The 23986-nt window shown below is 67.1% G+C and carries 22 protein-coding genes; 8 read left to right on the top strand and 14 right to left on the bottom strand.

All coding sequences use genetic code 11. From position 1 onward, the window contains the following. Positions 1 to 8: 8 nt before the first annotated feature. From G6N30_RS02930 to G6N30_RS02875, 12 genes are read right to left on the bottom strand one after another with little or no spacing between them, the layout of a single operon-like run. A complete protein-coding gene (locus tag G6N30_RS02930) occupies positions 9 to 1760 on the bottom strand; it encodes an MCE family protein (RefSeq protein ID WP_134059824.1) in 1752 nt (583 codons plus the stop codon). Beyond that, the gene (locus G6N30_RS02925) at positions 1760 to 3136 is read right to left on the bottom strand and encodes an MCE family protein (RefSeq protein ID WP_134059822.1); all 1377 of its coding nucleotides are present in this window, start codon (positions 3134 to 3136) and stop codon (positions 1760 to 1762) included. Before G6N30_RS02925 ends, G6N30_RS02930 begins: the two co-directional genes overlap by 1 nt. Next, complete coding sequence (locus G6N30_RS02920) at positions 3133 to 4608, bottom strand: MCE family protein (protein ID WP_134059820.1); 1476 nt, start codon at positions 4606 to 4608, stop codon at positions 3133 to 3135. Before G6N30_RS02920 ends, G6N30_RS02925 begins: the two co-directional genes overlap by 4 nt. Continuing rightward, positions 4605 to 5687 carry an MCE family protein gene (locus tag G6N30_RS02915; protein WP_134059818.1) on the bottom strand — a complete coding sequence of 361 codons (1083 nt, stop codon included), beginning with the start codon at positions 5685 to 5687 and terminating at the stop codon, positions 4605 to 4607. The genes G6N30_RS02920 and G6N30_RS02915 overlap by 4 nt, the downstream gene beginning before the upstream one ends. After that, the gene (locus tag G6N30_RS02910; protein WP_134059816.1) at positions 5687 to 6712 is read right to left on the bottom strand and encodes an MCE family protein; all 1026 of its coding nucleotides are present in this window, start codon (positions 6710 to 6712) and stop codon (positions 5687 to 5689) included. The genes G6N30_RS02915 and G6N30_RS02910 overlap by 1 nt, the downstream gene beginning before the upstream one ends. After that, positions 6709 to 7986: an MCE family protein gene (locus tag G6N30_RS02905; protein WP_134059814.1), complete on the bottom strand. Its 1278-nt coding sequence runs from the start codon at positions 7984 to 7986 to the stop codon at positions 6709 to 6711. Before G6N30_RS02905 ends, G6N30_RS02910 begins: the two co-directional genes overlap by 4 nt. Positions 7987 to 7995: 9 nt before the next feature. After that, positions 7996 to 8853, bottom strand: a complete 858-nt coding sequence (locus G6N30_RS02900; RefSeq protein WP_163687359.1) for an MlaE family ABC transporter permease — start codon at positions 8851 to 8853, stop codon at positions 7996 to 7998. A gap of 3 nt (positions 8854 to 8856) precedes the next feature. After that, the gene (locus tag G6N30_RS02895) at positions 8857 to 9654 is read right to left on the bottom strand and encodes an MlaE family ABC transporter permease (protein ID WP_134059810.1); all 798 of its coding nucleotides are present in this window, start codon (positions 9652 to 9654) and stop codon (positions 8857 to 8859) included. Further along, positions 9647 to 10813: a thiolase C-terminal domain-containing protein gene (locus tag G6N30_RS02890; protein ID WP_134059808.1), complete on the bottom strand. Its 1167-nt coding sequence runs from the start codon at positions 10811 to 10813 to the stop codon at positions 9647 to 9649. The genes G6N30_RS02895 and G6N30_RS02890 overlap by 8 nt, the downstream gene beginning before the upstream one ends. 22 nt (positions 10814 to 10835) lie before the next feature. Further along, entirely contained in the window at positions 10836 to 12035 is a 1200-nt protein-coding gene (locus G6N30_RS02885; RefSeq protein ID WP_134059806.1) for an OB-fold domain-containing protein, read from the bottom strand. A gap of 14 nt (positions 12036 to 12049) precedes the next feature. Continuing rightward, positions 12050 to 13258, bottom strand: coding sequence for a CaiB/BaiF CoA transferase family protein (locus tag G6N30_RS02880; protein ID WP_134059804.1), 1209 nt, complete (start codon positions 13256 to 13258; stop codon positions 12050 to 12052). Positions 13259 to 13289: 31 nt separating this feature from the next. After that, entirely contained in the window at positions 13290 to 14795 is a 1506-nt protein-coding gene (locus G6N30_RS02875) for an aldehyde dehydrogenase family protein (RefSeq protein ID WP_163687866.1), read from the bottom strand. Between the two features lie 258 nt (positions 14796 to 15053). On the opposite strand from G6N30_RS02875, the gene G6N30_RS02870 reads away from it, so the two are divergent. From G6N30_RS02870 to G6N30_RS02850, 5 genes are all read left to right on the top strand, one after another. After that, positions 15054 to 15755 carry an SDR family NAD(P)-dependent oxidoreductase gene (locus tag G6N30_RS02870; RefSeq protein WP_134059802.1) on the top strand — a complete coding sequence of 234 codons (702 nt, stop codon included), beginning with the start codon at positions 15054 to 15056 and terminating at the stop codon, positions 15753 to 15755. A 29-nt stretch (positions 15756 to 15784) separates the two neighbouring features. After that, positions 15785 to 16657 carry a mycofactocin-coupled SDR family oxidoreductase gene (locus G6N30_RS02865; RefSeq protein WP_134059800.1) on the top strand — a complete coding sequence of 291 codons (873 nt, stop codon included), beginning with the start codon at positions 15785 to 15787 and terminating at the stop codon, positions 16655 to 16657. Positions 16658 to 16696: 39 nt separating this feature from the next. Continuing rightward, the gene (locus G6N30_RS02860; RefSeq protein WP_134059798.1) at positions 16697 to 16891 is read left to right on the top strand and encodes a ferredoxin; all 195 of its coding nucleotides are present in this window, start codon (positions 16697 to 16699) and stop codon (positions 16889 to 16891) included. A gap of 8 nt (positions 16892 to 16899) precedes the next feature. Then, positions 16900 to 18294 (top strand): cytochrome P450, encoded by a 1395-nt coding sequence (locus G6N30_RS02855; protein WP_264006998.1) that lies wholly within the window; start codon positions 16900 to 16902, stop codon positions 18292 to 18294. A 133-nt stretch (positions 18295 to 18427) separates the two neighbouring features. Beyond that, positions 18428 to 18766 (top strand): hemophore-related protein, encoded by a 339-nt coding sequence (locus G6N30_RS02850; RefSeq protein WP_134059794.1) that lies wholly within the window; start codon positions 18428 to 18430, stop codon positions 18764 to 18766. A 22-nt stretch (positions 18767 to 18788) separates the two neighbouring features. Here the strand turns inward: G6N30_RS02850 and G6N30_RS02845 are convergent, their stop codons facing one another. Together G6N30_RS02845 and G6N30_RS02840 are read right to left on the bottom strand one after the other, a co-directional pair. Next, entirely contained in the window at positions 18789 to 19976 is a 1188-nt protein-coding gene (locus G6N30_RS02845) for an acyl-CoA dehydrogenase family protein (protein WP_134059792.1), read from the bottom strand. After that, entirely contained in the window at positions 19960 to 20958 is a 999-nt protein-coding gene (locus G6N30_RS02840) for an acyl-CoA dehydrogenase family protein (RefSeq protein WP_134059790.1), read from the bottom strand. The genes G6N30_RS02845 and G6N30_RS02840 overlap by 17 nt, the downstream gene beginning before the upstream one ends. Before the next feature lie 278 nt (positions 20959 to 21236). Between G6N30_RS02840 and G6N30_RS02835 the strand changes: the two genes are divergently transcribed. The 3 genes from G6N30_RS02835 to G6N30_RS02825 are packed head-to-tail and all read left to right on the top strand — an operon-like array spanning position 21237 to position 23916. Further along, on the top strand, positions 21237 to 22334 hold the full coding sequence (locus G6N30_RS02835) for an amidohydrolase family protein (protein WP_163687357.1): 1098 nt from the start codon (positions 21237 to 21239) through the stop codon (positions 22332 to 22334). 26 nt (positions 22335 to 22360) lie between these two features. Continuing rightward, on the top strand, positions 22361 to 23503 hold the full coding sequence (locus G6N30_RS02830) for an amidohydrolase family protein (protein ID WP_134059787.1): 1143 nt from the start codon (positions 22361 to 22363) through the stop codon (positions 23501 to 23503). A gap of 5 nt (positions 23504 to 23508) precedes the next feature. Further along, a complete protein-coding gene (locus tag G6N30_RS02825) occupies positions 23509 to 23916 on the top strand; it encodes a Rieske (2Fe-2S) protein (RefSeq protein WP_134059785.1) in 408 nt (135 codons plus the stop codon). Positions 23917 to 23986: the final 70 nt, after the last annotated feature.

The raw sequence follows: 23986 nt of genomic DNA, 5'->3' as shown, positions 1-23986 counted from the left end.
TCGGCGTCTCAGGTCGGCATCATCTCCTGCCACGACTTCGGTTGCGTGACGAGGTCGGACTGCCGGTACATGTTGCCGTCACTGCCCATGTACTCACCGGTCCGCGGGTTGTATTTCGCGATGCCCACCGACGGGCCGGACGAGGCGCCGCCGTCGAACCCCGTGGGCGCCGCGGCCGGAGCCGGCGACGGCACTGGTGAGGCGCCGGGTGGCAGCGGCACGTCTTCGGGGGCCATACCGGGCGGCACGGGAACCTCGGTGGCCTGCGGGAGTCGCGCGGGCGGCAGCGGAACGGCGTCGGGTTCGGTCACCTGGGCCGGCCCCGGCGGGCTCACCGGCGGTGAGGTGTACAACGGCCGCCCGGGTAACAGTGGTCCCGGACCCGTGCCCGCGAAATTCGGTGGCGGTGACGGGGGCGGTGGTATGTCGGCCGGCCGCTCGGTCACCCCGGGTGGTAGCGGAGTGCCCTCGATGGGTCCGAAGGTGTTCGAGTCGACCAACGCCCGGCTGTCCGGTGGAATGCCCTGCTTCATCAGGTTCGGGTCGAAGGGGTACGGCCCGAGTACATGCTGACGCTGCGCCAGCGGCTGAAAGCCGTTGGGATCGTTGCAGATTTCCACGGTGGGTGCGCGTTTCCCCGGGTGTCCCATGCACGGGTAGTTGCGCGCCCCACGCACCGCGACCGGAGAATCCTGCGGCAGCTTGCAGTAGAGGTCGTCCGGGGTGTCGATGACCGACGTGTCGGCCGGACTGCGCCACGACGACGGCGGCAGGAACCCGACGGTGCAGGCCGCGGGATCGCCCAGGCCCAAGGAGAAGTCACCATTGGGCAGACCGCTGGGGTTGTTGGTCGGCGCGTAGGTCTGGATCTGCGCGACGAACGGCGGCACGAGTACCAGCAGTTGTTCGATCGACGGGTTGTAGGTCACGCCGATCTGGCCGAACGTGGTGAGGTTGGCCAACAACACCGGCAGCGTCGGCTTCACCTGTTCGAGCAACCGGGCGGTCTCCTGCGCGAAGCCCGGCCCGTTGCGCAGGATCGAGCGGACCTGGGGGTCGTTGTTGGAGATCTGATCGGTGACGCCGGCGAGGCTTCTGCCCCATGTGCGGATCGAATCGGCCGTCTGGGCCTGCGCGTCGAGGAACGGCACAGCGTCGTCGGTGAGGGCTCGCGTCTGCCCCGCTATCCCGCGCGCGTCCCGGGTGATGGTCGATGACGAGTCGAGGAGCGATCCGAAGTCGAAATCCGTGCCCTTGAACGCGTTGTACGACTCGTCGAGCAACTGACCGAGCGTGTCCTTCGGAATCGTGTTGACCAATGCGCTCACCTGATCCAGCATCGGGCCGACCGCCTGAGGAACCGTGGTGTTCTCCATGGCGATCACCGAGCCGTCCTCCAGATACGGCGGCTGATCCGTGCGGGGCAGGAGCTCGACGTACTGCTCGCCGACCGCCGACACGCTGCGCACCTCGGCCTTCAGATCCGCCGGGATCTTCGCCGAACCCTCGAGGGACAGCGTCGCCTCGGCACCTTTCTCGGTGAGCGTCACCGTCGTGACCTTGCCGACCTGAGAGCCGCGATAGGTGACGTTGCTGAACTGGTAGAGACCACCGGAATCCGGCAGCTCCACCTTGACGATCATCCGGCCCACCCCGAGCAGCGTGGGCACCTGCATGTAGACGAACGCCATGACCGCAACGCCGACGATCGAGGCGATCGTGAAGAGGATCAACTGGATCCGGACGAAGCGTGTCAGCATCAGCGACCCCCTGGAGCCGGCGGCGCCGCATCAGGCGGCGGCGTCGAATTCGGATACGGTCCCGCGAAGACCGGTGCCGTCGCTCCGGGGGCGGGCGCCGGCGCCGGGGCGGGCGCCCCGAAGGCCGACATCGGCGCCGGCGGCGTCACCGGCAGAATCGGCCCCACGTCGGCGGTGACCGGCGGCGGTGGCGGTGGCGGTGGCGGCGCAGCCTCCCCGGTCGCCGACTCGATCGGCGCCGCATCCGGGAACGCATCGGGTGGCGGTGGGTCGATCCCGAGCTTGAGCGGATCGTAGGTGTACTGCAGGTAGTTGGGATCGCCTGGCGCAGGGATCAATTCGGCGCCCTCCTGTTCCCACCGGGTCCCCAGGAACAGAGTTCGCTTCAACCGCGGGATCGTGAAGTCGACGATGGCGAACAGGTTGTAGTAGTCGCCGCGGATGGCGCGATCGATGAAGCTCTGCGTGAACGGGAAGTGGGCCGCGAACTCGAGGATCTTGTTCAGATCCGGGCCCACGTCGGCGAACGCCTTGATCGCGGGTTCCAGGTTCTTCAAGTTCCTCACCAGGTCGGCCTGCGAATCGTTGACGAACTGCGTCGCGGTGTCGCTGAACGTACCGAGCTTCTGCAGCGCGGTGGTCAACCGGGGCCGCTCCCTGACGAGCACGTCGATGGCCGGCGGAATCCGGTCCAGCGCCACGGTGATGTCGTCGCGCTGCTGGGCGAACGTCGACGACAGCCGGTTCAGCGATTGGATAGACGACACGATGTTGTCGCGTTGGGCGTCCAGCGTGCTGACGAACGTGTCGAGCCGGGTGAGCAGATCGCGCACCTCACCCTGACGGCCGTCGAGCGCGGTACTGAAATTGTGGATCACATCGCCGATCTGCCCCAGCCCGCCACCGTTGACGACGGCCGCCAGCGACGACAGCGTCTGCTCGGTGGTGGGGTAGGTGGACGAGTCGTTGAGCGAGATCGTGGATCCGGGCTGCAGCACGCCCTCGGGATCCTCGCCGAGGGGCGGATTGAGCGCGAGGTGCATCGACCCCAGCAGCGAGGTCTGCGCGACACTCGCGATCGCGTTCCCCGGCACCACGACCTCCGGCTTCACAGAGATCTCGACGTCGGCGTGCCAGTTCTTCACCGACATCGACTTCACACTGCCGACCACGACGTCGTCGATCATCACCGGCGAGTTCGGTTCCAGCTGAGCGACATTGGCGATCTCGACGTGATACGTCTTCGCGTCGGGCCCGCGGCCGACCGCACCCGGCAGCGGCAGGGTGTTGACGCCCTGGAACCCGCAACCGCTGAGGGTCACGGCAACGCACGAGCCCACGGCGATGGTGAGGCGCTTGGCCTTTCCGCCCGTCATGCTGGTGGGGTCCCTTCCGCGGGTGCGGGTGCGCCCGGTGCCGGGGCCTCGGCCGGCAGCAGTGGCCCGGGAGGTGGCGGCCCGGGTGGCGGACCCGCCGGCACACCGGCCGGATTGAGAACGTTCTCCACCGAGGTCGGCAGATTCGGCGGTATCACGGGTGGCGCCCCCGGAAGCAGTTGCTGCGCACCGGGACCCGGTACACCGGGCGGTCGCCCGGTGAACGGTGGCGGACCGGGGGCGACACCCTCGTAGGCGGAAACGGATGGCGGAGTCAACGGCGGTTGCGGAGTGCTGCCGCCCGCTCCCGGGGCGAGACCGGGCTCGGAGTAGATGATGTTCTCGGGATTGGCCGACGGCGACAGATACGGCGCGATCGGGATGGGCAGATAGTTGAAGTTCAACAGGCGCAACGCCGGTCCGAGGTACTGCGAGCAGAGCTTCGAGGTCTCGGGGGCGGTGGTGTTCTCGATTGCGCCGACCGCACCGCAGATGAACTGCACGGGGTTGGAGAAGTTGTTCAACACGAACTGGCCGACGGCACTGCCCGTGTCGGGGTTGTAGATGTTGTAGGCGTTGCTCAAGGCATTCGGCGCGATGTGCAGCAGGTTCTCGATCTCGAGCTTGTTGTCGAGCAGGTTCCGCGTGACGTTGGCCAACCGCTGCACCTGCTCGGAGGCCGGATTGCGGGTGCCCGAAACGAAACGCTGCACCTCGACGACGGCCACCGACAGATCCTTCAGCGCCGCATCGAGATCCGACCGGCTGCCGTCGATCACGCTCGTCAGCGTGGCCAACCGGTCCTGGAACAACATCACCTGCTCATTGCTGTTCTTCAAGGCCGAGATGAAGGTCTGCAGGTTCTTGATGATGTCGACGATGTTGCCGCTGCCCTCGGCCAGCACGCGGGCGGCCCCGGACAGCTCGGTGATGACCTGGCGCAACTTGTCGCCGTTGCCGTCCATCGCGTTGGCGGCGCTGTTGATGAACCGCGACACCGAGGTGCCGTCCACCCCGCTCTGCGGGCCGAGGTCGGTCGCCAGGCGCATGAGCTGTTCTTTGACCTCATCCCATTCGACCGGGACGGCGGTGCGCTCCAGCGGGATCACCGCGTCCTCGGGCATCGTCGGGCCGCTCGTGCGATAGGCCGGGGTCAGCTGGACGTAGCGCGCGGCGATCAGGTTGGGCGCGACGATGACGGCCTTGGCGTCCGCGGGGATCGGCACGTCGCGGTCGATGTGGAGCATCAGCCGGGTCTGGGTGCCCTCCGGGTTGATGGAGTCGATGGTGCCCACCTGCACACCGGACACCCGGACCTCGTCACCCGGATAGATGCCCGTCGCGGAGGTGAACACCGCGGCGATCTTCTTCGGACCGAAGTACACCTGGCGCACCAGCACGGCGACACCGGCCACCACCAGCGCGACCAGCCCCACCGTCAGCAGCTTCGTCAGACGTCCCCGGCTTGTCATCGCGAACCTCCCGGGATGCCGTTGTAGGGCAGCGGCAATTCGGCACGTGGCCCCGCGGTGTCCGGCGGCTGACCGGCGTTGGTGCCGCGCCGGAAGCCGAACGCGTAGTCCATGAACGGCTGCAGGATCTGCGCCGGCTGCAGGTTGGGCACGAAGGCGTTGTAGTAGGGGCCGTTTGCCAGCGTCTCGCCCTGCGCGAGAATGAATTTCTTCAGGCTCGGCAGGATCTTGGCGATGTTGTCGCGATGGCCTTCGAGCATCGCCATCACCGAGTTGAGCCGCTGCAGCGTCGGCGCCAACTCCTGTTCGTTGTCGGCGACCAGACCGGTGAGTTGCTGGGCGACGGCCGAGGTGTTGGCCAGCAGATCGACGATCGCCTGCCTGCGGTCGTTGAGCACCCCGAGCAGATCGTTCGCGTTGAGGATCAAAGTGTTCAACTGCTGGCTGCGCTGCGACAGCACCTCGGTGACCTCGCTGGCGCTCTTGAGCAACCCGGCCAGGTTCTCGTTGCGGCTGTTGAGCGAACGCGACAGCCGGCTCAGTCCGTCGAAGGTCGGTCCGAGCTGCGGCGCCACCTGGTCGATCGTCGCCGCCAGGGTGTCCAGCGACTGATTCAGCGACGTCGTGTCCGTACCGGCGGTGTTGGTCGTCAGGTCGCCGACGGCATCGGTCAGAGAATAGGGCGACGAAGTCCGCGAGACAGGGATGATCTCGGACTGGCTCAGCGATCCACTGCCCTCGGACGTGAGGGTGAGGATGCGCTCACCCAGCAGGGATCCGATGCGGATGTGCGCGGTCGTCTGCGATCCCAGCGTGTAACGTCCGTCCGTCGTGAACGTCACCAGCGCATCGCCATTGGACAACGACACGTCGGTCACCGAACCGACCTTGATCCCCGACACCATGACGTCGTTGCCGGCGGTGAGGCCACCGGCCTCGGTGAACAGCGCCTGGTGCCGCACCGAGGTGGCCCACTGGATGATGCGCTCGGGTTGCAGCCCGACGGCGATCACCAGCACGATCAGCGCTACGCCGATGAAGCCGGCCTTGATCAGATTCGATTCACGATATTTGCGCATCAGGGCTCGCCGCACCTCCCGCTTTCCTGTTTGAGCATCGGGAAGACCGCCGTACGGCCCTGCAGATCGGTCACGCGGAACGAGATCCCGCAGATGTAGTACATGATCCAGCTGCCGTAGGCGCCGAGCCGCGCGACCTTGCGGTAGTTCTCGGGTCCTTTCTGCAAGGCCATGTCGAGGATGATCTTGTGATCGTCGACCAGGGGCGCCAGCCGGTTCAACTCGTCCACGGTGCGGTTGAGCGGCGGGCGAGCCTCGGTGAGCAGATCGGCGATGGACGCGGTTCCGTTGTCCAGGGCGGTGATCGCGGTGCCGATCGGGTCGCGGTCCTCGGCCAGGCCGCTGATCAGCTGCTCGAGGCGGTCGATGGCGCCGGAGAACTTGTCACCGTCCCGGGCCAGGGTGTCGACGACCGTGTTGAGGTTGTCGATCAACTGCTGGATGACCTGACTGTTGTCGGCGAGGGTGTTCGAGAATGACGAGGTCTTGCTCAGCAGCGAATCCAGCGTGTTGCCCTGACCCTGGAAGATCTGGATCAGCGAGGTCGTCAGCGCGTTGACGTCCTGGGGATTGAGGCCTTGGATCACCGGACGCAGGCCGCCGAGCAACAGGTCGAGGTCGAGCGCAGCGGCGGTGCGTTCCTTCGGGATCTGTGCCCCTGCGGGCAGGACACGCGTCGAACCGGGACCGTCGATGAGTTCGAGATAGCGGTCACCGGTCAGGTTGAGGTAGCGCACGGCGGCCTGCGTGCCGGAGGTGAGGACGACGCTCTGATCGGCGTCGAACTCCACCAGCACGGTCTTATCGTTCTGCAGCGCAACGCCCTCCACGGTGCCCACCCTGACCCCGGCCACCCGCACCGAGTCGCCGGTCTTCAGTTGCGATGCGTCGGAGAACACCGCGGAGTAACTCGAGGTGGAACCGCTCCGGTACTGACTGAAGGCCATGAACAGGAAGACGGTCAGCAGCGTCATCACTGTGGCGAACACCGCGAACTTCACCAGTGTGCCTGTTACGCGCGTCATCCCGGCTGTCCGATCTGTGCGGTGTTACGCGGCGGCCCGTCGAGCGGTCCGAAGAGCAGTTGCTTGAGACCGTCGGAGTTCAGCAAGATGCCCTGGTTGCCGTATTGCCACGGGTTGCCGTTGTTGTCGGTGACCAGGAACTTCGACCGGTTGCCGAATCCGATGTAGGGCAGTCCCATACATTGCGGTCCGCCCTTCGCGGCGACCTTCGGCAGGTTCCGCGGGTAGCGGTAGCGCTCGATGCCCATGGTGAAGGCCACGTTCACCACAACTCCCGGATCCAGCTGCGGCGGTTGGTGCAGCACGTAGCTCATGCCCTCGAGGGTGCAGTTGATCGCCTTCGCGTACTCGTTGAACAGATCGGTGGTGGGGACGAGCAGTCTGAGCACCTCGCTGAACGCCTCACGGTTGCCGCCGATGACCTCGTTGCCGATGTCGGCGAGTCCGATCGCGCTGACCAGGAACGCGTCCAGGTTGTTCTGTTCCTCGACGATGCCGTCGCTGATCGTCGTCGCATTGCGCATGGTGCGCAGGAGGTCCGGTGCGATGTCCGCGTAGGCGGAGGCCACCGGTGCGGTCAGTTCCATGTCCCTGGCGAGGTTGGGCAGGCTGGGCTCCAGCTCGGCGAGCAGGGCGTTGAAATCGCTCAGGGTCTTACCCATGCTCTCCCCGCGACCCGAAAAGGCCGACGAGAGCGCTCCGAGCGTCTGGTTCAATTTGGCCGGGTCGATACGGTCCAGTACGGCCACCAGATCCTGGAAGACGGTGTTGATCTCGACCATGACCCGGTCACCGCGCAGTGTCTGACCGGGGCTCAGCGGTTTGGCCGACGGATCAGGGGGCGTGACGAACTGCACGGATTTCGCGCCGAACACCGTCGTCGACTCGATGTCGACGCCCACGTTCTCGGGAATCAGCCGCATCTGTGACGGCTCGATCGCCAGATGCAGCGCGGCCGTGCCGTCGGCACGGTGCTCGATCGAGTCGACCTTGCCGACCTCCACCCCACGCATCTTGACCTTGGCGTCGGGGTTCATCACCAGACCGGCGCGGTCCGAGATCACGGTCACCGGAACGCTTTCGGAGAAGCTGCCGCGAAACAGCCCGACCGCCAGCGCAACGATGAGTACCACGGCCACGACCATGCCGAGACCGGCCAGCGGCCTCGCGTAATGCGTGACCCCGAAGTGGCGACCGCTCGACGAGGCGATTGGTGAGGCTCCGCTCGTCGTCTCGGAGCGATGCATCGGTCCGGGGCCCATATTCTTCGACACAGTGCTCCCCTACCCCGACAGGTTGAAGTTGCCGTTGGAGCCGTAGATGGACAGCGAGACGAGCAGGGTCACCGAGACCACCACGATCAGCGAGGTCCGCACCGCATTGCCGACCGCAACCCCCACACCCGACGGCCCGCCGGTGGCGAAGTAGCCGAAGTACGTGTGGATCAACAGGATCGTGATCGCCATCAGGATCGCCTGCAGGAACGACCACAGCAGGTCGATCGGGTTGAGGAACGTGTCGAAGTAGTGGTCGTAGAGACCGCCGGACTGTCCGAACAGGACGACCGTGGTGAACTGCGATGCCACGAACGACAGGATCACCGCGATGGAGTACAGCGGGGTGATCGCGATCATCCCGGCTACGATCCGCGTGCTCACCAGGTACTCGACCGGCCGGATGCCCATCGACTCCAGCGCGTCGACCTCTTCGTTGATGCGCATCGCACCCAGCTGCGCGGTGACGCCCGCGCCGAAGGTGGCGGCCAGCCCGATACCCGCCACCACCGGCGCGGAGATGCGCACGTTGATGAACGCGGCGAGGAAGCCCGTCAACGCCTCGATGCCGATGTTGCCCAGCGAGCTGTAGCCCTGCACGGCCAGCGTGCCGCCCGCGGCGAGGGTCAGGAATCCGACGATCACGACGGTGCCGCCGATCATCGCCAGAGTGCCCGCCCCCATGGAGATCTCGGCGATCAACCGGATGATCTCCTTGCGGAAGTGCACCGCCGCGTGGGGGGTGCCCGCCAGGGCGCGGACGTAGAACAGGGTGTGGTCGCCGATCCGGCCCAGGATCTGCGCGGGGCGGCCGAGTTGGCGGCTGATGCGGGGATAGGTCGCCCGCAGTGTGGTCATCGTTCCCATGGCTCAGCCCGTCGTCATCCGGATGCCGATGGCGGTGACGAGCACGTTGATGACGAACAGCGCCATGAACGCGTACACCACCGTCTCGTTGACCGCGTTGCCCACGGCCTTGGCGCCGCCACCGCTGATCGTCAGGCCGCGGTAGCACGCCACCAGGCCGGCGATCAGCCCGAACAGCGCGGCCTTGATGCAGGAGATGATCACTTCGGGCACACCGGTGAGCAGCGTGATGCCTGCGGCGAAGGCACCGGGGTTGACGTCCTGGATGAAGACCGAGAACACGTAGCCGCCGAGGATGCCGATGATGACGACCAGGCTGTTGAGCAGCAGGGCGACCAGACCGGAGGCGAGCATCCGTGGCGTCACCAGCCGCTGGACCGGGTTGATGCCCAGCACCTCCATCGCGTCGATCTCCTCGCGGATGGTGCGCGACCCCAGGTCGGCGCACATCGCGGTGGCCCCGGCGCCGGCGACGATCAGCACCGTCACCATCGGGCCGACCTGGGTCACCGCGCCGAACGCGGCACCGGCGCCGCTGAGGTCGGCGGCGCCCAGTTCGCGCAACAGGATGTTGAGGATGAAGCTCACCAGCACGGTGAACGGGATCGCCACCAGCAGGGTCGGGGCCAGGGACACCCGGGCCACGAACCAGCACTGCTCGAGGAATTCGCGCCACTGAAACGGCCGCTGGAACACGTACCGCACCGCGTCGGCCGACATCGCGAACAACCCGCCCACGGCCTGCATCGGCCCGGACAGGTTGCGGCCCAGGGAGATCCCTGGGGTCCACCGCTCAGCCATGGGCTCCGGCCCCTTCCAGTATGGTGACCGCCGCGACCGCGGTCGGACCACCGATGTTGTGTGCCAGACCGATTCGTGCCCCGTCGACCTGATTGACCGCCTCGCCGCGGAGCTGCCCGAACAGCTCGACGCACTGCGCGACGCCGGTCGCGCCCGGCGGGTGGCCTTTGGCCTTGAGGCCGCCGCTGGGGTTGACCGGCAGCGCCCCACCCATGCTGGTCACCTCGGCCTCGACGAGTTTGTGGGCGCCGAACCTCTCGGCGAATCCGAGGTCTTCGTAGCTGATCAGCTCGATACCGGTGAAGTAGTCGTGCACCTCGGCGACGTCGACGTCGGAGGGTGTCAGCCCCGCCATGCCGAAGGCCCGTTTGGCGGCGCGCACGGTCGCGGGGAACGTCGTCATATCCGGCTTGTGCGGATACATCACCGAATCCATGCCGAGCCCCACCCCGCGGACCCACACGGGCCGGTCGGTGAAGCGGTCGACGACGTCCTCGGCGGCCAGGACCAGTGCGGCGGCGCCGTCGCTCTGCGGTGCGCAGTCGTAGACCCCGAACGGGTCGGCCACGATCGGTGCGGCCAGCGCCTGCTCGACCGTGATCTCGAAGCGCAGCCTGGCCTTCGGGTTCTCAACGGCGTTGCGGTGGTTCTTGACCGCGATCATCGCCAGATGCTCACGGGTGGCCGGGGATTCGTACAGGTACCGGCGCACGTGCAGCGCGAACCCGGCTGGTGCGACGAGGCCGAGCGGGTAGTCCCACGCCATGTCGCGGGTGGTCGCCTCCCAGCCCCACAGCATGTCCTTGGTGGCGACCTCGCGCAGCTTGTCAGCTCCCATCACCAGCGCGACGTCGGCCGCGCCCGAGGCGATGCCGTACAGCGCGTTGCGCACCGCGTCGTTGCCGGTGGCGCAGGAGTTCTCGACATGGGTGACCGGAATGTCCTGCATACCGAGCGTGTCGGCGAGGATGCCGGACGGGAAGCCGTCGGTGGTGCCCATGGCCCCGAACCAGACCGCGTCGATGTCGTTCTTCGCCATGCCCTTGTCCACGCTGGCAGCGCATTCCGCGAACGCCATCGGCAGCAGGTCCTTGATGCCGAGCGCGAAGTGTTCGGCGAACGGGGTCATCCCCGCCCCGACGATCGCTACCTTGCGCATGGCGCCTCCCGCCCCGGCGCGGTCATGCCGCATCCGGTTCGAAGGCACCGGGTTCGAAGGCACCGGGTTCGAAGGCATAGCCGTAGTCGGGCACCCCGGAGCGCACCGCGACGCGGCGCAACGCCATCCGTCCCCGGTCACCGATGTCGACCGAACCGGGTTCGGCACCGGTGACCTTGACCAGTGCCCGCACGTCGGTCCCGTCGAGTTCGACGATCACCAGCGAGTACGGCGACCGCATCCCCGGCACCGGGATCCGCACCGTCGCCTCGGTGTAGACGGTGCCCGTGCGCGGTAACGGCACCAACTCGTAGTCGGTGTCGAGGGCGCAGTCGTCGCCGACCCGGTACCGCGGCGGGAAATCGAGATCGTCACTGCCGGTGTGCCTGCCGGCCTCCCAGCGCACCTTCGCTTCGAATGCGCGCTCGTAGGCTGCCAGCGAAATCGCCAGGTCGGCGCCCGGGGTGACCGTCCCCTCCGGTAGCGGCCGCGCCGCCGGTTCGCGTCGAATCACTTGTGCCTCACCGCCTGTGACGGTGATGCCGGACAGACTCGCCTGCTCCACCGCGACCAAGGGGCCCATCGTATGGGACTCGGTCAGGCTCGCGAGGGCGAACAGACCAGAACTTGCTCCGAAAGTCGGCAGCCGTGGCGGATCGCCGGCGCACAGCGTCACGACCTTGTCGTGCTCGACCCCGGCGACGACCACCGGCGTGTCCAGCCAGGCCGCCGACAGGGACGCCAGCAGTCCGCGCTCGTGCAGCAGTCGCGGGTCGCCGTAGTCGTGGACGACGCCGACGGCGTTACGGGTGCGCACCGGCAGGCTGCGCGCCACGCGGGCGGCGGTGCGGACCTGTTTTCCGCGGTCGGAGGTGAGGATCGCCGCGGCGCCCGCCGGTTCGAGATCCACCCCGATGACCAGGGACCGGGGCCGGGCGGAACTCACCGCGTCCAGCGTGGCCGGCGCACCGCCGAGCCGCTCGTCGACCTCCAGTTCCGGATCCAGGCCGAGACCGGCCAGCAGGACCGCGGCGTTGCTGCTCTCGGTCAGCGGCAGGTCGCGGCCGACCAGCACCACCCGCTCCGCCGGCCCACCCGCGCTCAGCGCCGCGCGCCCGGCCTCGACGGCCATGGTGATGGCGTCCTCGTCATCACCGGCGATGCGGTGATGCGGTGTGCCCCAACACGGGAGGTACGTCCCGATCGAAGCGATGAACGGCATTCAGGTCTCCACTGTCACGTGACGGCGCCGGCCGTCTTGAGCTCGATGATGCGGTCCCAGTCGAGGCCGAGTTCGACCAGGATGTCGTCGGTCTGCTCGGCGAAACCCGGTGCCCCACCGGTCTGCGGGGCGGCGACGTCGAACTGGACCGGATTGGCCACCAGTTCCAGCTCGCCGGCCTGCACGATGTACTCGTTGGCCCGGATCTGCGCGTCCTGGGCCGCCTGCAGGGTGTCCTGTACGGGAGCCCACGGACCGGCAAGCGTCGCAAACCGCTCGCTCCACTCGGGCAGCGGGCGTTTACGCATCGCCTCGGTGAGCATCTCGACGGCGGCAGGTGTGTGCTCGGCGAAGGATTCTGCGGTGGCGAAGCGCGGATCGTCGGCGTAGTCCTCGAGATCCATGTGCTTGCACACGTCGGCCCAGAACTTCGTCGGCTGCATCATCACGAACGAGATGTAGCGGGCGTCGGCCGTCGGGTAGACGCCCACCAGCGGGTTGATCGGTGACCCGTGCACGCCGGGCGGGGGGGTGACCATCAGCTGGTTGAGGTGGGTGGTCAGCGCGACAGTGTGGCCCATCGACCACAGGCCGCTGCCGAGCAGCGATACGTCGACCACCGACGGCTCTCCGGTGCGCTCCCGCTTGAACAGCGCCGCCGCGATGCCGCCGGCCAGATTGGTCCCGGAGATGGTGTCGCCGTAGGCCGGCCCGGGCGGACCGATCATGCCCTCGATCCCGGGCGGGGTGATGGTGGCGGCCGTCCCGGCCCGGCACCAGAACGCCGTCATGTCGTAGCCGCCCTTGACCGACTCCTCGCCGCGCGGTCCGAGCGCGCTACCGCGGGCGTAGATGATGTTCGGGTTCACCGCGCGGATGTCGTCGACGTCGATGCCGAACTTCTGCCGGTGCCCCGGCAGGAAACTGGTGAGGAACACATCGGCGCGGCGGGCCAGTTCGAGCAGCACCTCGCGCCCCTCGGGCACCGACATGTCCAGCCCGATGCTGCGCTTGCCCCGATTGGCGTGTTCAATGTTCGGGTTCGGGTCGCCCTCGACGCGCAGCGGGCCGGTCTGGCGCAGCCCGCGCTGCGGGTCGCCGGTCACCGCGTGTTCGACCTTGATGACATCGGCGCCCCACTCACCGAGCACCGCACCGCACGACGGGACGAACCCGTACATCGCGACCTCGAGGATGCGGACGCCCTCCAACGGTCTGCTCATCGCAGCCCTCCGTTCTTCGCGCAAGCGCTCATCACCCCACCACCGTTGCGAAGGTCTTGGACTCCAGGAACTCCTCGAGCCCCGCGGTTCCCATCTCCCGGCCGATACCGGACTGCTTGTAGCCACCGAACGGGGTGTCGGGGCTGAAGTAGTTGCCGCCGTTGATCGAGAACGTCCCGGTGCGGATCCGCCGGGCGATCGCCAGCGCGCGGTCCTCGCTGCCGAACACCGCGCCGGACAGTCCGTAGATGGAGTTGTTGGCGATGCGCACGGCATCGTCGTCGTCGGTGTAGGCGATCACCGCCAGGACCGGGCCGAACACCTCTTCCTGCGCGATCTCGCTGTCGGGGTCGACGTCGGCGAGCAACGTCGGGGTGTAGAAGTAGCCGGGGTCGACCTTCTCGCCACCGGTGACCAGCGTGGCGCCCGCCTCGACGGCGCGCTTGACCATGCCGTCGACCTTGTCGCGCTGCTTGTCACTGATGAGCGGACCCATGTAGGTCTTCGGGTCGGCTGGATTCCCCAACCGCACCAGACCGAAGTTGTTCCTGATCAGTTCGACGATCTCGTCCTTGTGCCGGGCGGGTACCAGCAGCCGTGACGTGAGGGCACATCCCTGGCCGGCGTGGGTGACCATCGAGAATGCGGCGAACAGGGCGGCGGTGGTGAAGTCGGCGTCGTCGAGCACGATCGCGGCGGATTTCCCACCGAGTTCGAGAAACACCTTCTTGAGCGTCTCGCTCGCGGCGGCCATGATGCGCCGGCCCGTCGGAGTCGAGCCGGTGAACGTGACCATGTCGACGTCCGGATCGGTGGTCAGCACCGCACCGACTTCGGGGTCGGCGCCGGAGAGCACGTTGACCACGCCCGCCGGGATGTCGGTGTGTTCGGCGATCAGCTCGCCGAGGGCCAGGGTGATCAGCGGCGTGTCGGGCGCCGACTTGAGGACGACGGTGCAGCCGGCGGCCAGCGCGGGGGCCAGCTTGGCGAGCGCGAGCTGGTTGGGATAGTTGTAGGCGATGATCGCGGCGACGACTCCCGCGGCTTCCTTCTCCACCCAGCGGTGGTGCTGCATCCCCCGGCTGTCGATGTTGCCGAGGTCTTCGGTCAGCGGATAGCCGGCGAGCAGATCGGCGTAGTAACGCACGATCTCGATGGGCTGGTCGAGTTGGGCGCCCTGGCACAGCGCCTCGGTGGCGCCCACCTCCGCGATGGTCAGCGCGGCCAGTTCGTCGCGTTGTTCGACCAGTGCGGTGTGCAATTGGCGCAGGCAACGGACCCGCAGCTCGACGTCGGTCGACCAGTCGGTGGTGTCGAAAGCGCGCCGGGCGGCGGCGACGGCGGCCCGGGCGTCCTCGACGGTCGCGTCCGGTGCGTGTCCGAGGACCTCGCCGGTGGCGGGATTCAGAGAAGGAAACACCCGTCCGGTGTCGACCAGTCGTCCGTCGATGAGCAGCCGCCGGTCGGCCGCCGCGCCGCCGGCCTGCGGGTCGGCGCCGGTCTGCCGGTCGTCGGCCGCCGTGGGCGTCTGAGCCATCATCCTCCTCAGTGTGATGGAAATTCCATTCTCATTCCCGGCGAATCATACATTCGGTCCCAGAGAACTCAAGGAAACCTAGAGTGGCTAGTCATAGGCTTGATGAACCGGCTCGGAGCATAGGTCGAAGCCGAGCGGACCCGTGTGATTTCTTGCAGAATGATCAATGTCGAGAGTACGGTTCTCATAATCGGAAGGATGATTCTTGATGCCTGAGACGCCCGTCGTACCCCCCGCCACCGCGGTGGAGGACGCTCTGTGAAGACCGCCGTCGTCACCGGCGGTGCGTCGGGTATCGGACTTGCCATCGCGCGTCGCCTGCAGGCGGACGGCATCCACGTCGCCACGATCGACCTCAACCCGGGCGACGGCGAGTTCGCCCACGCCGCGGATGTGACCGACCGCGGCGCCGTGGAGGCCGCCTTCACCGCGATCCGCAGCCAGCTCGGCCCCATCACCGTGCTCGTCAACGCCGCGGGGCTGGACTGCTTCAAACGGTTCACCGACGTGTCCTTCGACCGCTGGCAGAAGGTCATCGACGTCAACCTCAACGGCGTCTTCCACACCATCCAGGCGGTGCTGCCCGACATGGTCGAGGCCGGGTGGGGGCGAATCGTCAACATCTCGTCGTCCAGTACGCACTCGGGCGCGCCGTACATGTCGCCCTACGTGGCGGCCAAGTCCGCGGTCAACGGCCTGACCAAATCGCTTGCGCTCGAATACGGCCCGAGCGGCATCACGGTCAACGCCGTGCCGCCCGGCTTCATCGACACCCCGATGCTGCGCGCCGCCGCCGAGCGCGGATACCTCGGCGACATCGACGCGACCATCGCGGCCACGCCGGTGCGGCGCATCGGCAGACCCGAGGACATCGCCGCCGCGTGCGCATTCCTCATCAGCGAGGAGGCCGGCTACATCACCGGCCAGATCCTCGGTGTCAACGGCGGCCGCAACACCTGACGGCCGGTCAACCGAAGGAAGGACATCCTGTGGGTAACTCAGATGGGCGCGTACAAGGGAAAGTTGCTTTCATCACCGGCGCAGCACGCGGGCAGGGCCGCAGCCACGCCATTCGGCTCGCCGAGGAAGGCGCCGACATCATCGCCGTCGACATCTGCGCCGACATCGACACCGTGGGCTACCCGCTCGCCAAGCCGGAGGACCTCGAGGAGACCGCGCAGTACGTCGAGAAGGCCGGCCGGAAGGCGATCATCGCCCAGGCCGACGTCCGGGACGCCGCCAAGCTCAAGGAAGCACTCGACAACGGCGTCGCCGAACTCGGCCACCTCGACATCGTCGTCGCGCAGGCCGGCATCGCGGCGATGAAGGGCGCCCCGCCGATGCAGGCGTGGACCGACGGGATCAACACGAACTTCGTCGGGACCATCAACGCCATCCAGGTGGCGCTGCCACACCTCAAGGAGGGTGCGTCGATCATCGCGACGGCCTCGGCCGCGGCGTTGATGGACGCGTCGAAGAAGGACCGCCCGGGCGCCGATCCCGGCGGGATGGGGTACATGACCTCCAAACGCCTGATCTCCCAGTACGTGCACGACCTGGCGACCGAACTGGCGGTCCGCAACATCCGGGCCAACGTCATCCACCCCACCAACTGCAACACCGACATGCTGCAGAGCGAGCCGATGTACCGCTCGTTCCGGCCCGACCTCGAGAAGCCGACCCGCGCCGACGCCGAACTGGCCTTCGGCGTGCAGCAGGCGATGCCCGTGCCGTTCATCGAACCCGAGGACATCAGCAACGCCGTGCTGTGGCTGGCCTCCGACGAGTCACGGTTCGTCACCGGCATGCAGCTGCGCGTGGACGCGGGCGGTTATCTCAAGTGGTACGACTACCACGTCTGACGCCGAAGACGTTGGCCGCCAGGGACTTCGAGGAGAACAGTGAAGGTAAGGGTTGATTCGGGCCGCTGCCAGGGGCACACACTCTGCGCGATGATCGCGCCGGACTCCTTCGAGCTGAGCGACATCGACGGCACCGCGTCGCCGGTCAACGAGATCGTTCCCGACGATCAGCAGGACGCGGTCCGCGAGGCGGTCTCGTCCTGCCCCGAACAAGCGATCTCGATCGACGACTGACTCGACCAATGACTCAGGGAGCCAACCACGTGAGCACCGTCGACGATCGGCGCGGCGACTCTGCCGACAGTGATCGCCGGAAGAGCCAGTACCACTTCGACCGGCACACACCGGAATACCGGGAGCAGTTCGAGAAGATCACCGAGGAGATGCACGCCAAGTGCCCGATGGCGTGGACCGAGACGTACGGCGGGCACTGGGTGGCCGCCGACAGCAAGCACGTGTTCGAGTTGGCGCGCTGTCCGGTGGTGTCCAATCACCACGACATCACCGGTGAGACACCGTTCCAGGGGATCACCGTCCCGAAGGCCAGCCGCGCGACCGTCGTGCGCGGCGGCATCCTGGAGATGGACGAACCCGAACACAGCGCGTACCGCGGGGCGCTCAACCCCTACCTGTCGCCCGCGGCGATCAAGCGCTGGGAACCGTTCGTCGACGAGATCACCCGCGCCGCACTCGACGAGCACATCGAGTCGGGCCGCATCGATTTCGTGGAGCACCTGGCGAACGTGGTGCCGGCGGTGTTCACGCTGGCGATGATGGGCATCGAGCTGAAGAAGTGGAACGTCTACAGCGAGCCGACCCACGCCTCGGTGTACACCCCTGAGCACTCCCCCGAACGCGAGAAGATCAACGAACAGCATCGCGAGATGGGCATCGACCTCATCAACAACATGATGGAGATCCGGCAGCATCCGCGTCCGGGTCTGGTCAATGCGCTGGTGCAGTTGCGGATCGACGGTGAGCCGGCACCGGACATGGAGATCCTCGGCAATCTCGGCCTCATCATCGGTGGTGGTTTCGACACGACGACCGCGCTCACCGCGCACGCGCTGGAATGGCTCGGCGAGCACCCCGATCAGCGCGAGCGTCTCAGCCGTGAGCGCGACACGCTGCTGCATCCGGCCACCGAGGAGTTCCTGCGCTTCTTCACCCCGGCGCCCGGTGACGGCCGGACCTTCGCCGACGACGTCGAGGTGGAGGGTCAGCAGTTCAAGAAGTACGAACGGCTCTGGCTCTCCTGGGCCATGGCCAATCGCGACGCGTCGGTGTTCGACCGGCCCAACGAGGTGATCCTGGACCGTAAGGGCAACCGGCACTTCAGCTTCGGCATCGGTGTGCATCGCTGCGTGGGCTCCAACGTGGCCCGCACGGTGTTCAAGTCGATGCTGACCGCGGTGCTCGACAGAATGCCGGACTACGTGTGCGACCCCGAGGGCGCTGTGCACTACGACACGATCGGCGTGATCCAGGGCATGCGCAACCTGCCGGCGACGTTCACCCCCGCAAAACCGCTCGGACCGGGCCTCGACGAGACACTCGACAAGCTGCAGCGGATATGCGACCAGCAGGAACTGGCCCGTCCCATCACCGAGCGCAAAGAGGCCGCGGTCATCGACTGACCGCCGCGAGGTTTGCTCGAGGGATGAAAAGGTAACAGTCCCGCTGTTACTGTCGATGTATCTGCTGTCGGGCGATCTTGTTGCCCGGCAAAGCGCATTTCGACAACAGAATTCCGAGAAGAGGGTGTACTCCATGCTGAAGCTGTCGCGCACGAAACTGGCTGTCACGCTCGGCGGCCTCGCCGTGGCGATTCCGCTCTCCGCGGGCGTCGCGTCGGCGCAGCCCGACCTGGGCCCGATCATCAACACCACGTGCACCTATGACCAGGTGATCGCGGCACTCAACGACCAGCATCCGGACCTGGCAGCGCAGTTCGCGCAGCAGCGTAGTGGCCAGGCCGCTGTTCGTAACTTCCTCGCGTCGTCGCCGCAGCAGCGGCAGGCCACGGTTGCCTTCCTGCAGGGCAACCCGACCGCACAGGCCTACTTCGGGCCGATCTCGGACGTCGCGAACACCTGCAACAACTACTGAGCGGTGGCCGCGCGGCTGATCATCAGCCGCGCGGCAACCCCAGTACCTGCGTGGCGATGATGTTGCGCTGGATCTCCGAGGTTCCGCCGGCGATGGTGCCGGAGAAACTGCGGGCATAGCGTTCGAACCAGCTGGCAAAGTAGTGGTCGAGGTTCATGTGCGCGTACGCCCCAGTCGTCGAGGGGTGCACCAACCCGGCGGACCCGGATGCCGTGAGCGCCGCATCGGCGGCCCGCATCTCCGCCTCGGAGCCGAACAGTTTGAGCACAGAGACCGAGGCCGTGTCCATCTCTCCGCGTGCCGCGCGCGCCAGCGCCGCCGAGCCCATGGCCCGCAGCGCCTGGTAATCCATGATCATCGAGGCGTACTGATCGCGTTCGATCTCCGTATGGGGGACGAAGTCGGCGATCACGTTGTCGATCCGGTCGGCGAAACCCAGCCACATCATCGTGCGTTCGTGGCCGAGTGACCCGTTGGCCACCTTCCAGCCCTGGTTCAACGGTCCGACGAGGTTCTCGGCGGGTACCCGGGCGTCGGTGAAGAAGACCTCGTTGAAGTCCTTGTTCTCCTCGCCGCACAGGTCGGCGAACGGCCGGCACACCACGCCCGGCGTATCGGTCGGGATGATCAGCGCGCTGATGCCCCGGTGCTTGGGGGCATCCGGATCGGTGCGCACGAACGCCAGCAGGTAGTCGGCGTCGTGGGCGCCCGACGTCCACACCTTCTGACCGTTGACCACGAAGTGGTCCCCGTCGCCGCCCGAGACGAAGTCCGCCCGGGTGCGCAACGACGCGAGGTCGGAGCCGGCACTCGGCTCGCTCATCCCCAGTGACGCGGTGAGTTCGCCCCGCAGCACCGGCACCGCCCAGCGGTGCTTCTGCTCGTCGCTGCCGAACGTGATCAGCGACGCCGCGACGATGTTGACGCCCTGCGGATTGAAGCTGTGGTAGATCCGGCGGCGGCACAGTTCGTCGAGGTGGACGAACTGCTGCAGCACGGTGGCGTTGCGGCCGCCGAACTCGGGCGGCTGGGCGGGTAGCAGCCAGCCGTTGTCGAACAGCAGCCGCTGCCAGTCCCGGGCCCACTGCGGCATGTGCGACACCGACTTGGGACGCTCGAGCGTGGCCGATTCGGGCGGCAGGTGCTCGTCGAGGAACGCCGCGAACTCGGCGCGGAACTGCTCGACGTCGGAATCAAAAGTCAGCTGCATGAAATTCCTTCGCGATCGTCGCGCGGTGTTCGGCGGCACCGCCCAGCAGCAGCTCGCCGGCCTTGGCCCGTTTCAGCGCGAACTGCAGGTCGTTCTCCCAGGTGAAACCCATGGCGCCGAACAGTTGCAGGCCGTGCCGGAACACCACCGCCTGGCATTCGCCGGCCGCGGCCTTGGCCATGGCTGCGGCCAGCCGGCGACGCGGATCGTCGGCCGCGATGGTCAGCGCGGCGAAGTACGACAGCGCGCGGGCGCGTTCGGTGGCCACGTGCATGTCGACGGCCTTGTGCTGCACGGCCTGGAACGAGCCGATGGGCACCCCGAACTGGTGGCGCTGTTTGACGTGGTCGAGGGCGAGGTCGAGGATCCGCTGGCAGGCGCCGACGGTCGTGATCGCGATCCCGGTCAGCGCGAGGTGGCGGGCCCGCTCCGCGTCGGTGGGCACCCGGTCGCCGTCGGGCACGCGCACCCTGTCGAACGACACGTCGGCGATGTGCAGCACGGGATCGAACACCGGAGTGCGGCGGCGCGCCGCGACGGCGGCGTCCACGACGAAGACGCCCGCGTCGGTGGCCACCGCGAACCGGTCGGCGCGGTCGCCGTCGAGGACGAAGCGCGCGGCGCCGTCGAGCACCCAGCCGTCCGCGTCGCGGACCGCGGTGATGCCGTCGTAGATGGCCGCGCCCGCCTGTTGCGCCTCGAACCGGTCCCCGGCCAGCGGCGCGTACTGCGTCATCGTGGCGAGGAACGGCGTCGGATCGGTGGCGCGCCCCATCTCTTCGAGCACGATCGCCAACTCGACGGCGTTCTCGGGGTCGGTCAGCTCCGTCCACCCGGCGTCGACGTAGCTTCTCCACAGCGGCGTCGGGTCGACACCGTTCTCGGCGATCTCGCGGACCAGCGAGGCCGGACACTGTTTGGTCACCGCGTCGCGCACGGTCTCCTGCCACAGCCGCTGATCGGCATCGAACTCGAGTAGCATCCGGCGCCTCCTGGGGCTCAGTCAGATCAGAGGGAGAATATCATTCTCATCGCAGGATCACGCGTTCTCGTCCAACGCGTGGCAGCTTCTGTGGGCACACCGCTGGCCGACTGACCAGCACAGTCTCCGACCTGCGTTGATGCGCGTAAGTATTCGGAGAACTCGGTTCTTGCCTTTGAAGAACTTCGATTTACACTGACTGTGTGTCCGGCTTCGCCGCACACGCTCGAAACCGTCTGCGCGCCGTGGTGTCGCCGGACGAACATCGGAGGACAGCCTTGGCCACAACGCAGCCCGACGGGACGCAGACGCCCCTGATCGACGCCAGCGTGCACATCTTCTTCGGCTCCAACAAGGACCTGCGCCAGAACTTCATGCGCGAGCCGTTCAAGAGCCGCGGCTTCCCCGACTACGAGATGGACTGGTACGGCGCCCCCGGCGGCGAATACGCCACGGGCACCGAGGGCCCGGACGGCCAGTACCCCGGGTCGGATCCGGACCTGGCGGCCAAGCACCTGTTCACCGACCGCGGGGTCGACGTGGCGATCCTGCATCCGATGACCCGGGGAATCATGCCCGACCGGCATCTCGGCACGGCGATCGCCGCGGCGCACAACGAGATGCTGGTGACCCGCTGGCTCGAACACCCCGAGCACGGCGAACGCTTCCGCGGGACGATCCGCGTCAATCCCGACGACGTGACCGGCGCGCTGCGCGAGATCGAGAAGTACCGTGACCATCCGCGCGTCGTGCAGATCGGGGTCCCGCTGCAGTCACGCGAGCTCTACGGAAAGCCCCAGTACTGGCCGCTGTGGGAAGCGGCCACCGAGGCGAACCTGCCGGTGTCGGTGCACATCGAGGTCGGTGCGGGCGTCCAGTTCGCCCCGACCCCGTCCGGCGTGCCGAGGACGTATGAGAACTACGTCAGTTTCATGGCGCTGAACTACCTGTACCACTTGATGAACCTCATCGTCGAAGGGGTATTCGAGAAGATGCCGGCTCTGAGGTTCGTCTGGGCGGACGGCGCCGCCGATCTGCTGACGCCGTTCATGTGGCGGATGGACTGCTTCGGACGCCCGCACCTCGAGCAGACTCCGTGGGCGCCGCGGATGCCCAGCGACTACCTGCCCGGCCACACCTACTTCGTGCAGGGTGCGATGGACGGTCCGGGAGACGCCGACTTCGCCGGCGAGTGGCACTCGTTCACCGGCAAGGACGACATGGTGATGTACGGGTCCAGCTATCCGCACTGGCAACTCAACGAGCCGTCGGCGCCGGCCGCCTTCAGCGCCGAGCAGCGCGACAAACTGCTGTGGCGCAACGCCGCTGAGCTCTACGGCATACAGATCGGCGCAGGGGTCGGCGCACAGCAGTGACGACAGCGATCAAGGGAGACACGACGATGACGGTCACAACCACACCGCGGATGCCGGCGGCCGAGCGCATCGCGGTCCGGTGCGTCGACTCCGACGTCCACCCTGTGCCCCGCAGCGGTGACCTGGCTCAGTACATCCCCGAGCCGTGGCGCAGCAAGTACTTCCTCAACCGCAGGGTCGGCGATCAGATCTACTACGACGCGCCGGACTATGCCCACGCCTACGCGATGCGCGTCGACACCTTCCCGGCCGACGGCCAGTTCCCGGGCAGCGACCCGGATCTCGCGTTCAGGCAACTGATCATGGAGGCCGGTGCCGACATCGCGATCCTCGAGCCCGCCGCATACCCGGCGCGGTTCCCCGAGGTGAACCACGCGATGAGTTGCGCACTGAACGACTGGCAGGCCAACCACTGGCTGGACAGCCACAACAACTGGCATGAGCGCTGGCGCGGCTCGATATGTGTGGCGATCGAGGCACCGCAGGACGCGGCGCGTGAAGTGGAGCGCTGGGCCGGACACCCCTACATGGGGCAGATCCTGATCAAGGCCGAGCCGCGCCCGGCGTGGGGCGATCCGAAGTACAACCCCCTGTGGGAGGCCGCCACCAAGCACGACATCACCGTCAGTTGCCACCTCTCGCGCAGCCATCACGAAGAGCTGCCCATCCCGCCGGTCGGATTCCCCAGCTACAACCACGATTTCATGGTCACCTACTCACTGCTGGCCGCCAATCAGGTGATGAGCATGGTGTTCGACGGCCTCTTCGACCGCTTCCCGACCCTGCGCATCGTGCTGGTCGAACACGCCTTCACGTGGATCCTGCCGCTGATGTGGCGGATGGACGCGATCTACGAGGCCCGCAAGTCGTGGCTGGACATCAAGCGCAAGCCGAGCGAATACGTCAAGGACCACATCAAGTTCACCACCCAGCCGCTGGACTACCCCGAGGACAAGACCGAACTGACCCGGGCGTTCGAATGGATGGAGTGCGACAAGATCCTGCTGTACAGCTCCGACTACCCGCACTGGACGTTCGACGATCCGCGGTGGCTGGTCAAGCATCTGCCCGAACACGCCAGGGAGAACGTGATGTTCCGCAACGGTCTGGCCACCTATCACCTCCCCGACACCGTGCCCGCCCTCGAGGGCCAGGTCCGGGTGTTCTGACCGATATGACCGAAGAAGCCAAAACGCCCCCGGCTCGCCCACAGAGATTGGCGCAGGGGCGGGAGCACATCGTCGCCACCGTCGACGAGATTCCGCCGGGCGCACACAAAGTGGTGCCCATCGGGCGCCACGGTGTGGGCGTCTACAACGTCAACGGCACCTTCTACGCGATCGCCAACTACTGCCCGCACGAGGGCGGTCCGCTGTGTGTGGGCCGCGCCCGTGGGCGCACGGTGGTCGACGACAGCGTGCCCGGCGACGCGGTGATGGTGCGCGATCTGGAGTACATCTACTGCCCCTGGCACCAATGGGGTTTCGAGCTGGCGACGGGCACCACCGCGGTGAAACCGGAGTGGAGCATCCGCACCTACCCGGTGCGTGTGGTGGGCAACGATGTGCTGGTGATGGCATGAACGGGTCACCTTCCCCCGCGAGCGTGCGCGTCTGCACACGACATGCCGCGAAAAAACGACACTGTGCGCA

The organism is Mycolicibacterium litorale, assembly GCF_010731695.1.
Classification (GTDB): domain Bacteria; phylum Actinomycetota; class Actinomycetes; order Mycobacteriales; family Mycobacteriaceae; genus Mycobacterium; species Mycobacterium litorale.
Note: the sequence above shows the minus strand (reverse complement) of the source record. Positions and strands in the feature narration are given on the sequence as shown.

Excerpts from the sequence above, each read along its gene's own strand:
- G6N30_RS02840 (WP_134059790.1), bottom strand. The coding sequence starts at position 20,958 with ATGCTACTCGAGTTCGATGCCGATCAGCGGCTGTGGCAGGAGACCGTG.
- G6N30_RS02845 (WP_134059792.1), bottom strand. The coding sequence starts at position 19,976 with ATGCAGCTGACTTTTGATTCCGACGTCGAGCAGTTCCGCGCCGAGTTC.
- G6N30_RS02880 (WP_134059804.1), bottom strand. The coding sequence starts at position 13,258 with ATGAGCAGACCGTTGGAGGGCGTCCGCATCCTCGAGGTCGCGATGTAC.
- G6N30_RS02875 (WP_163687866.1), bottom strand. The coding sequence starts at position 14,795 with ATGGCTCAGACGCCCACGGCGGCCGACGACCGGCAGACCGGCGCCGAC.
- G6N30_RS02895 (WP_134059810.1), bottom strand. The coding sequence starts at position 9,654 with ATGGCTGAGCGGTGGACCCCAGGGATCTCCCTGGGCCGCAACCTGTCC.
- G6N30_RS02890 (WP_134059808.1), bottom strand. The coding sequence starts at position 10,813 with ATGCGCAAGGTAGCGATCGTCGGGGCGGGGATGACCCCGTTCGCCGAA.
- G6N30_RS02920 (WP_134059820.1), bottom strand. The coding sequence starts at position 4,608 with ATGACAAGCCGGGGACGTCTGACGAAGCTGCTGACGGTGGGGCTGGTC.
- G6N30_RS02855 (WP_264006998.1), top strand. The coding sequence starts at position 16,900 with ATGACTCAGGGAGCCAACCACGTGAGCACCGTCGACGATCGGCGCGGC.
- G6N30_RS02900 (WP_163687359.1), bottom strand. The coding sequence starts at position 8,853 with ATGGGAACGATGACCACACTGCGGGCGACCTATCCCCGCATCAGCCGC.
- G6N30_RS02825 (WP_134059785.1), top strand. The coding sequence starts at position 23,509 with ATGACCGAAGAAGCCAAAACGCCCCCGGCTCGCCCACAGAGATTGGCG.
- G6N30_RS02830 (WP_134059787.1), top strand. The coding sequence starts at position 22,361 with ATGACGGTCACAACCACACCGCGGATGCCGGCGGCCGAGCGCATCGCG.
- G6N30_RS02910 (WP_134059816.1), bottom strand. The coding sequence starts at position 6,712 with ATGACGCGCGTAACAGGCACACTGGTGAAGTTCGCGGTGTTCGCCACA.
- G6N30_RS02925 (WP_134059822.1), bottom strand. The coding sequence starts at position 3,136 with ATGACGGGCGGAAAGGCCAAGCGCCTCACCATCGCCGTGGGCTCGTGC.
- G6N30_RS02850 (WP_134059794.1), top strand. The coding sequence starts at position 18,428 with ATGCTGAAGCTGTCGCGCACGAAACTGGCTGTCACGCTCGGCGGCCTC.
- G6N30_RS02915 (WP_134059818.1), bottom strand. The coding sequence starts at position 5,687 with ATGCGCAAATATCGTGAATCGAATCTGATCAAGGCCGGCTTCATCGGC.
- G6N30_RS02885 (WP_134059806.1), bottom strand. The coding sequence starts at position 12,035 with ATGCCGTTCATCGCTTCGATCGGGACGTACCTCCCGTGTTGGGGCACA.
- G6N30_RS02930 (WP_134059824.1), bottom strand. The coding sequence starts at position 1,760 with ATGCTGACACGCTTCGTCCGGATCCAGTTGATCCTCTTCACGATCGCC.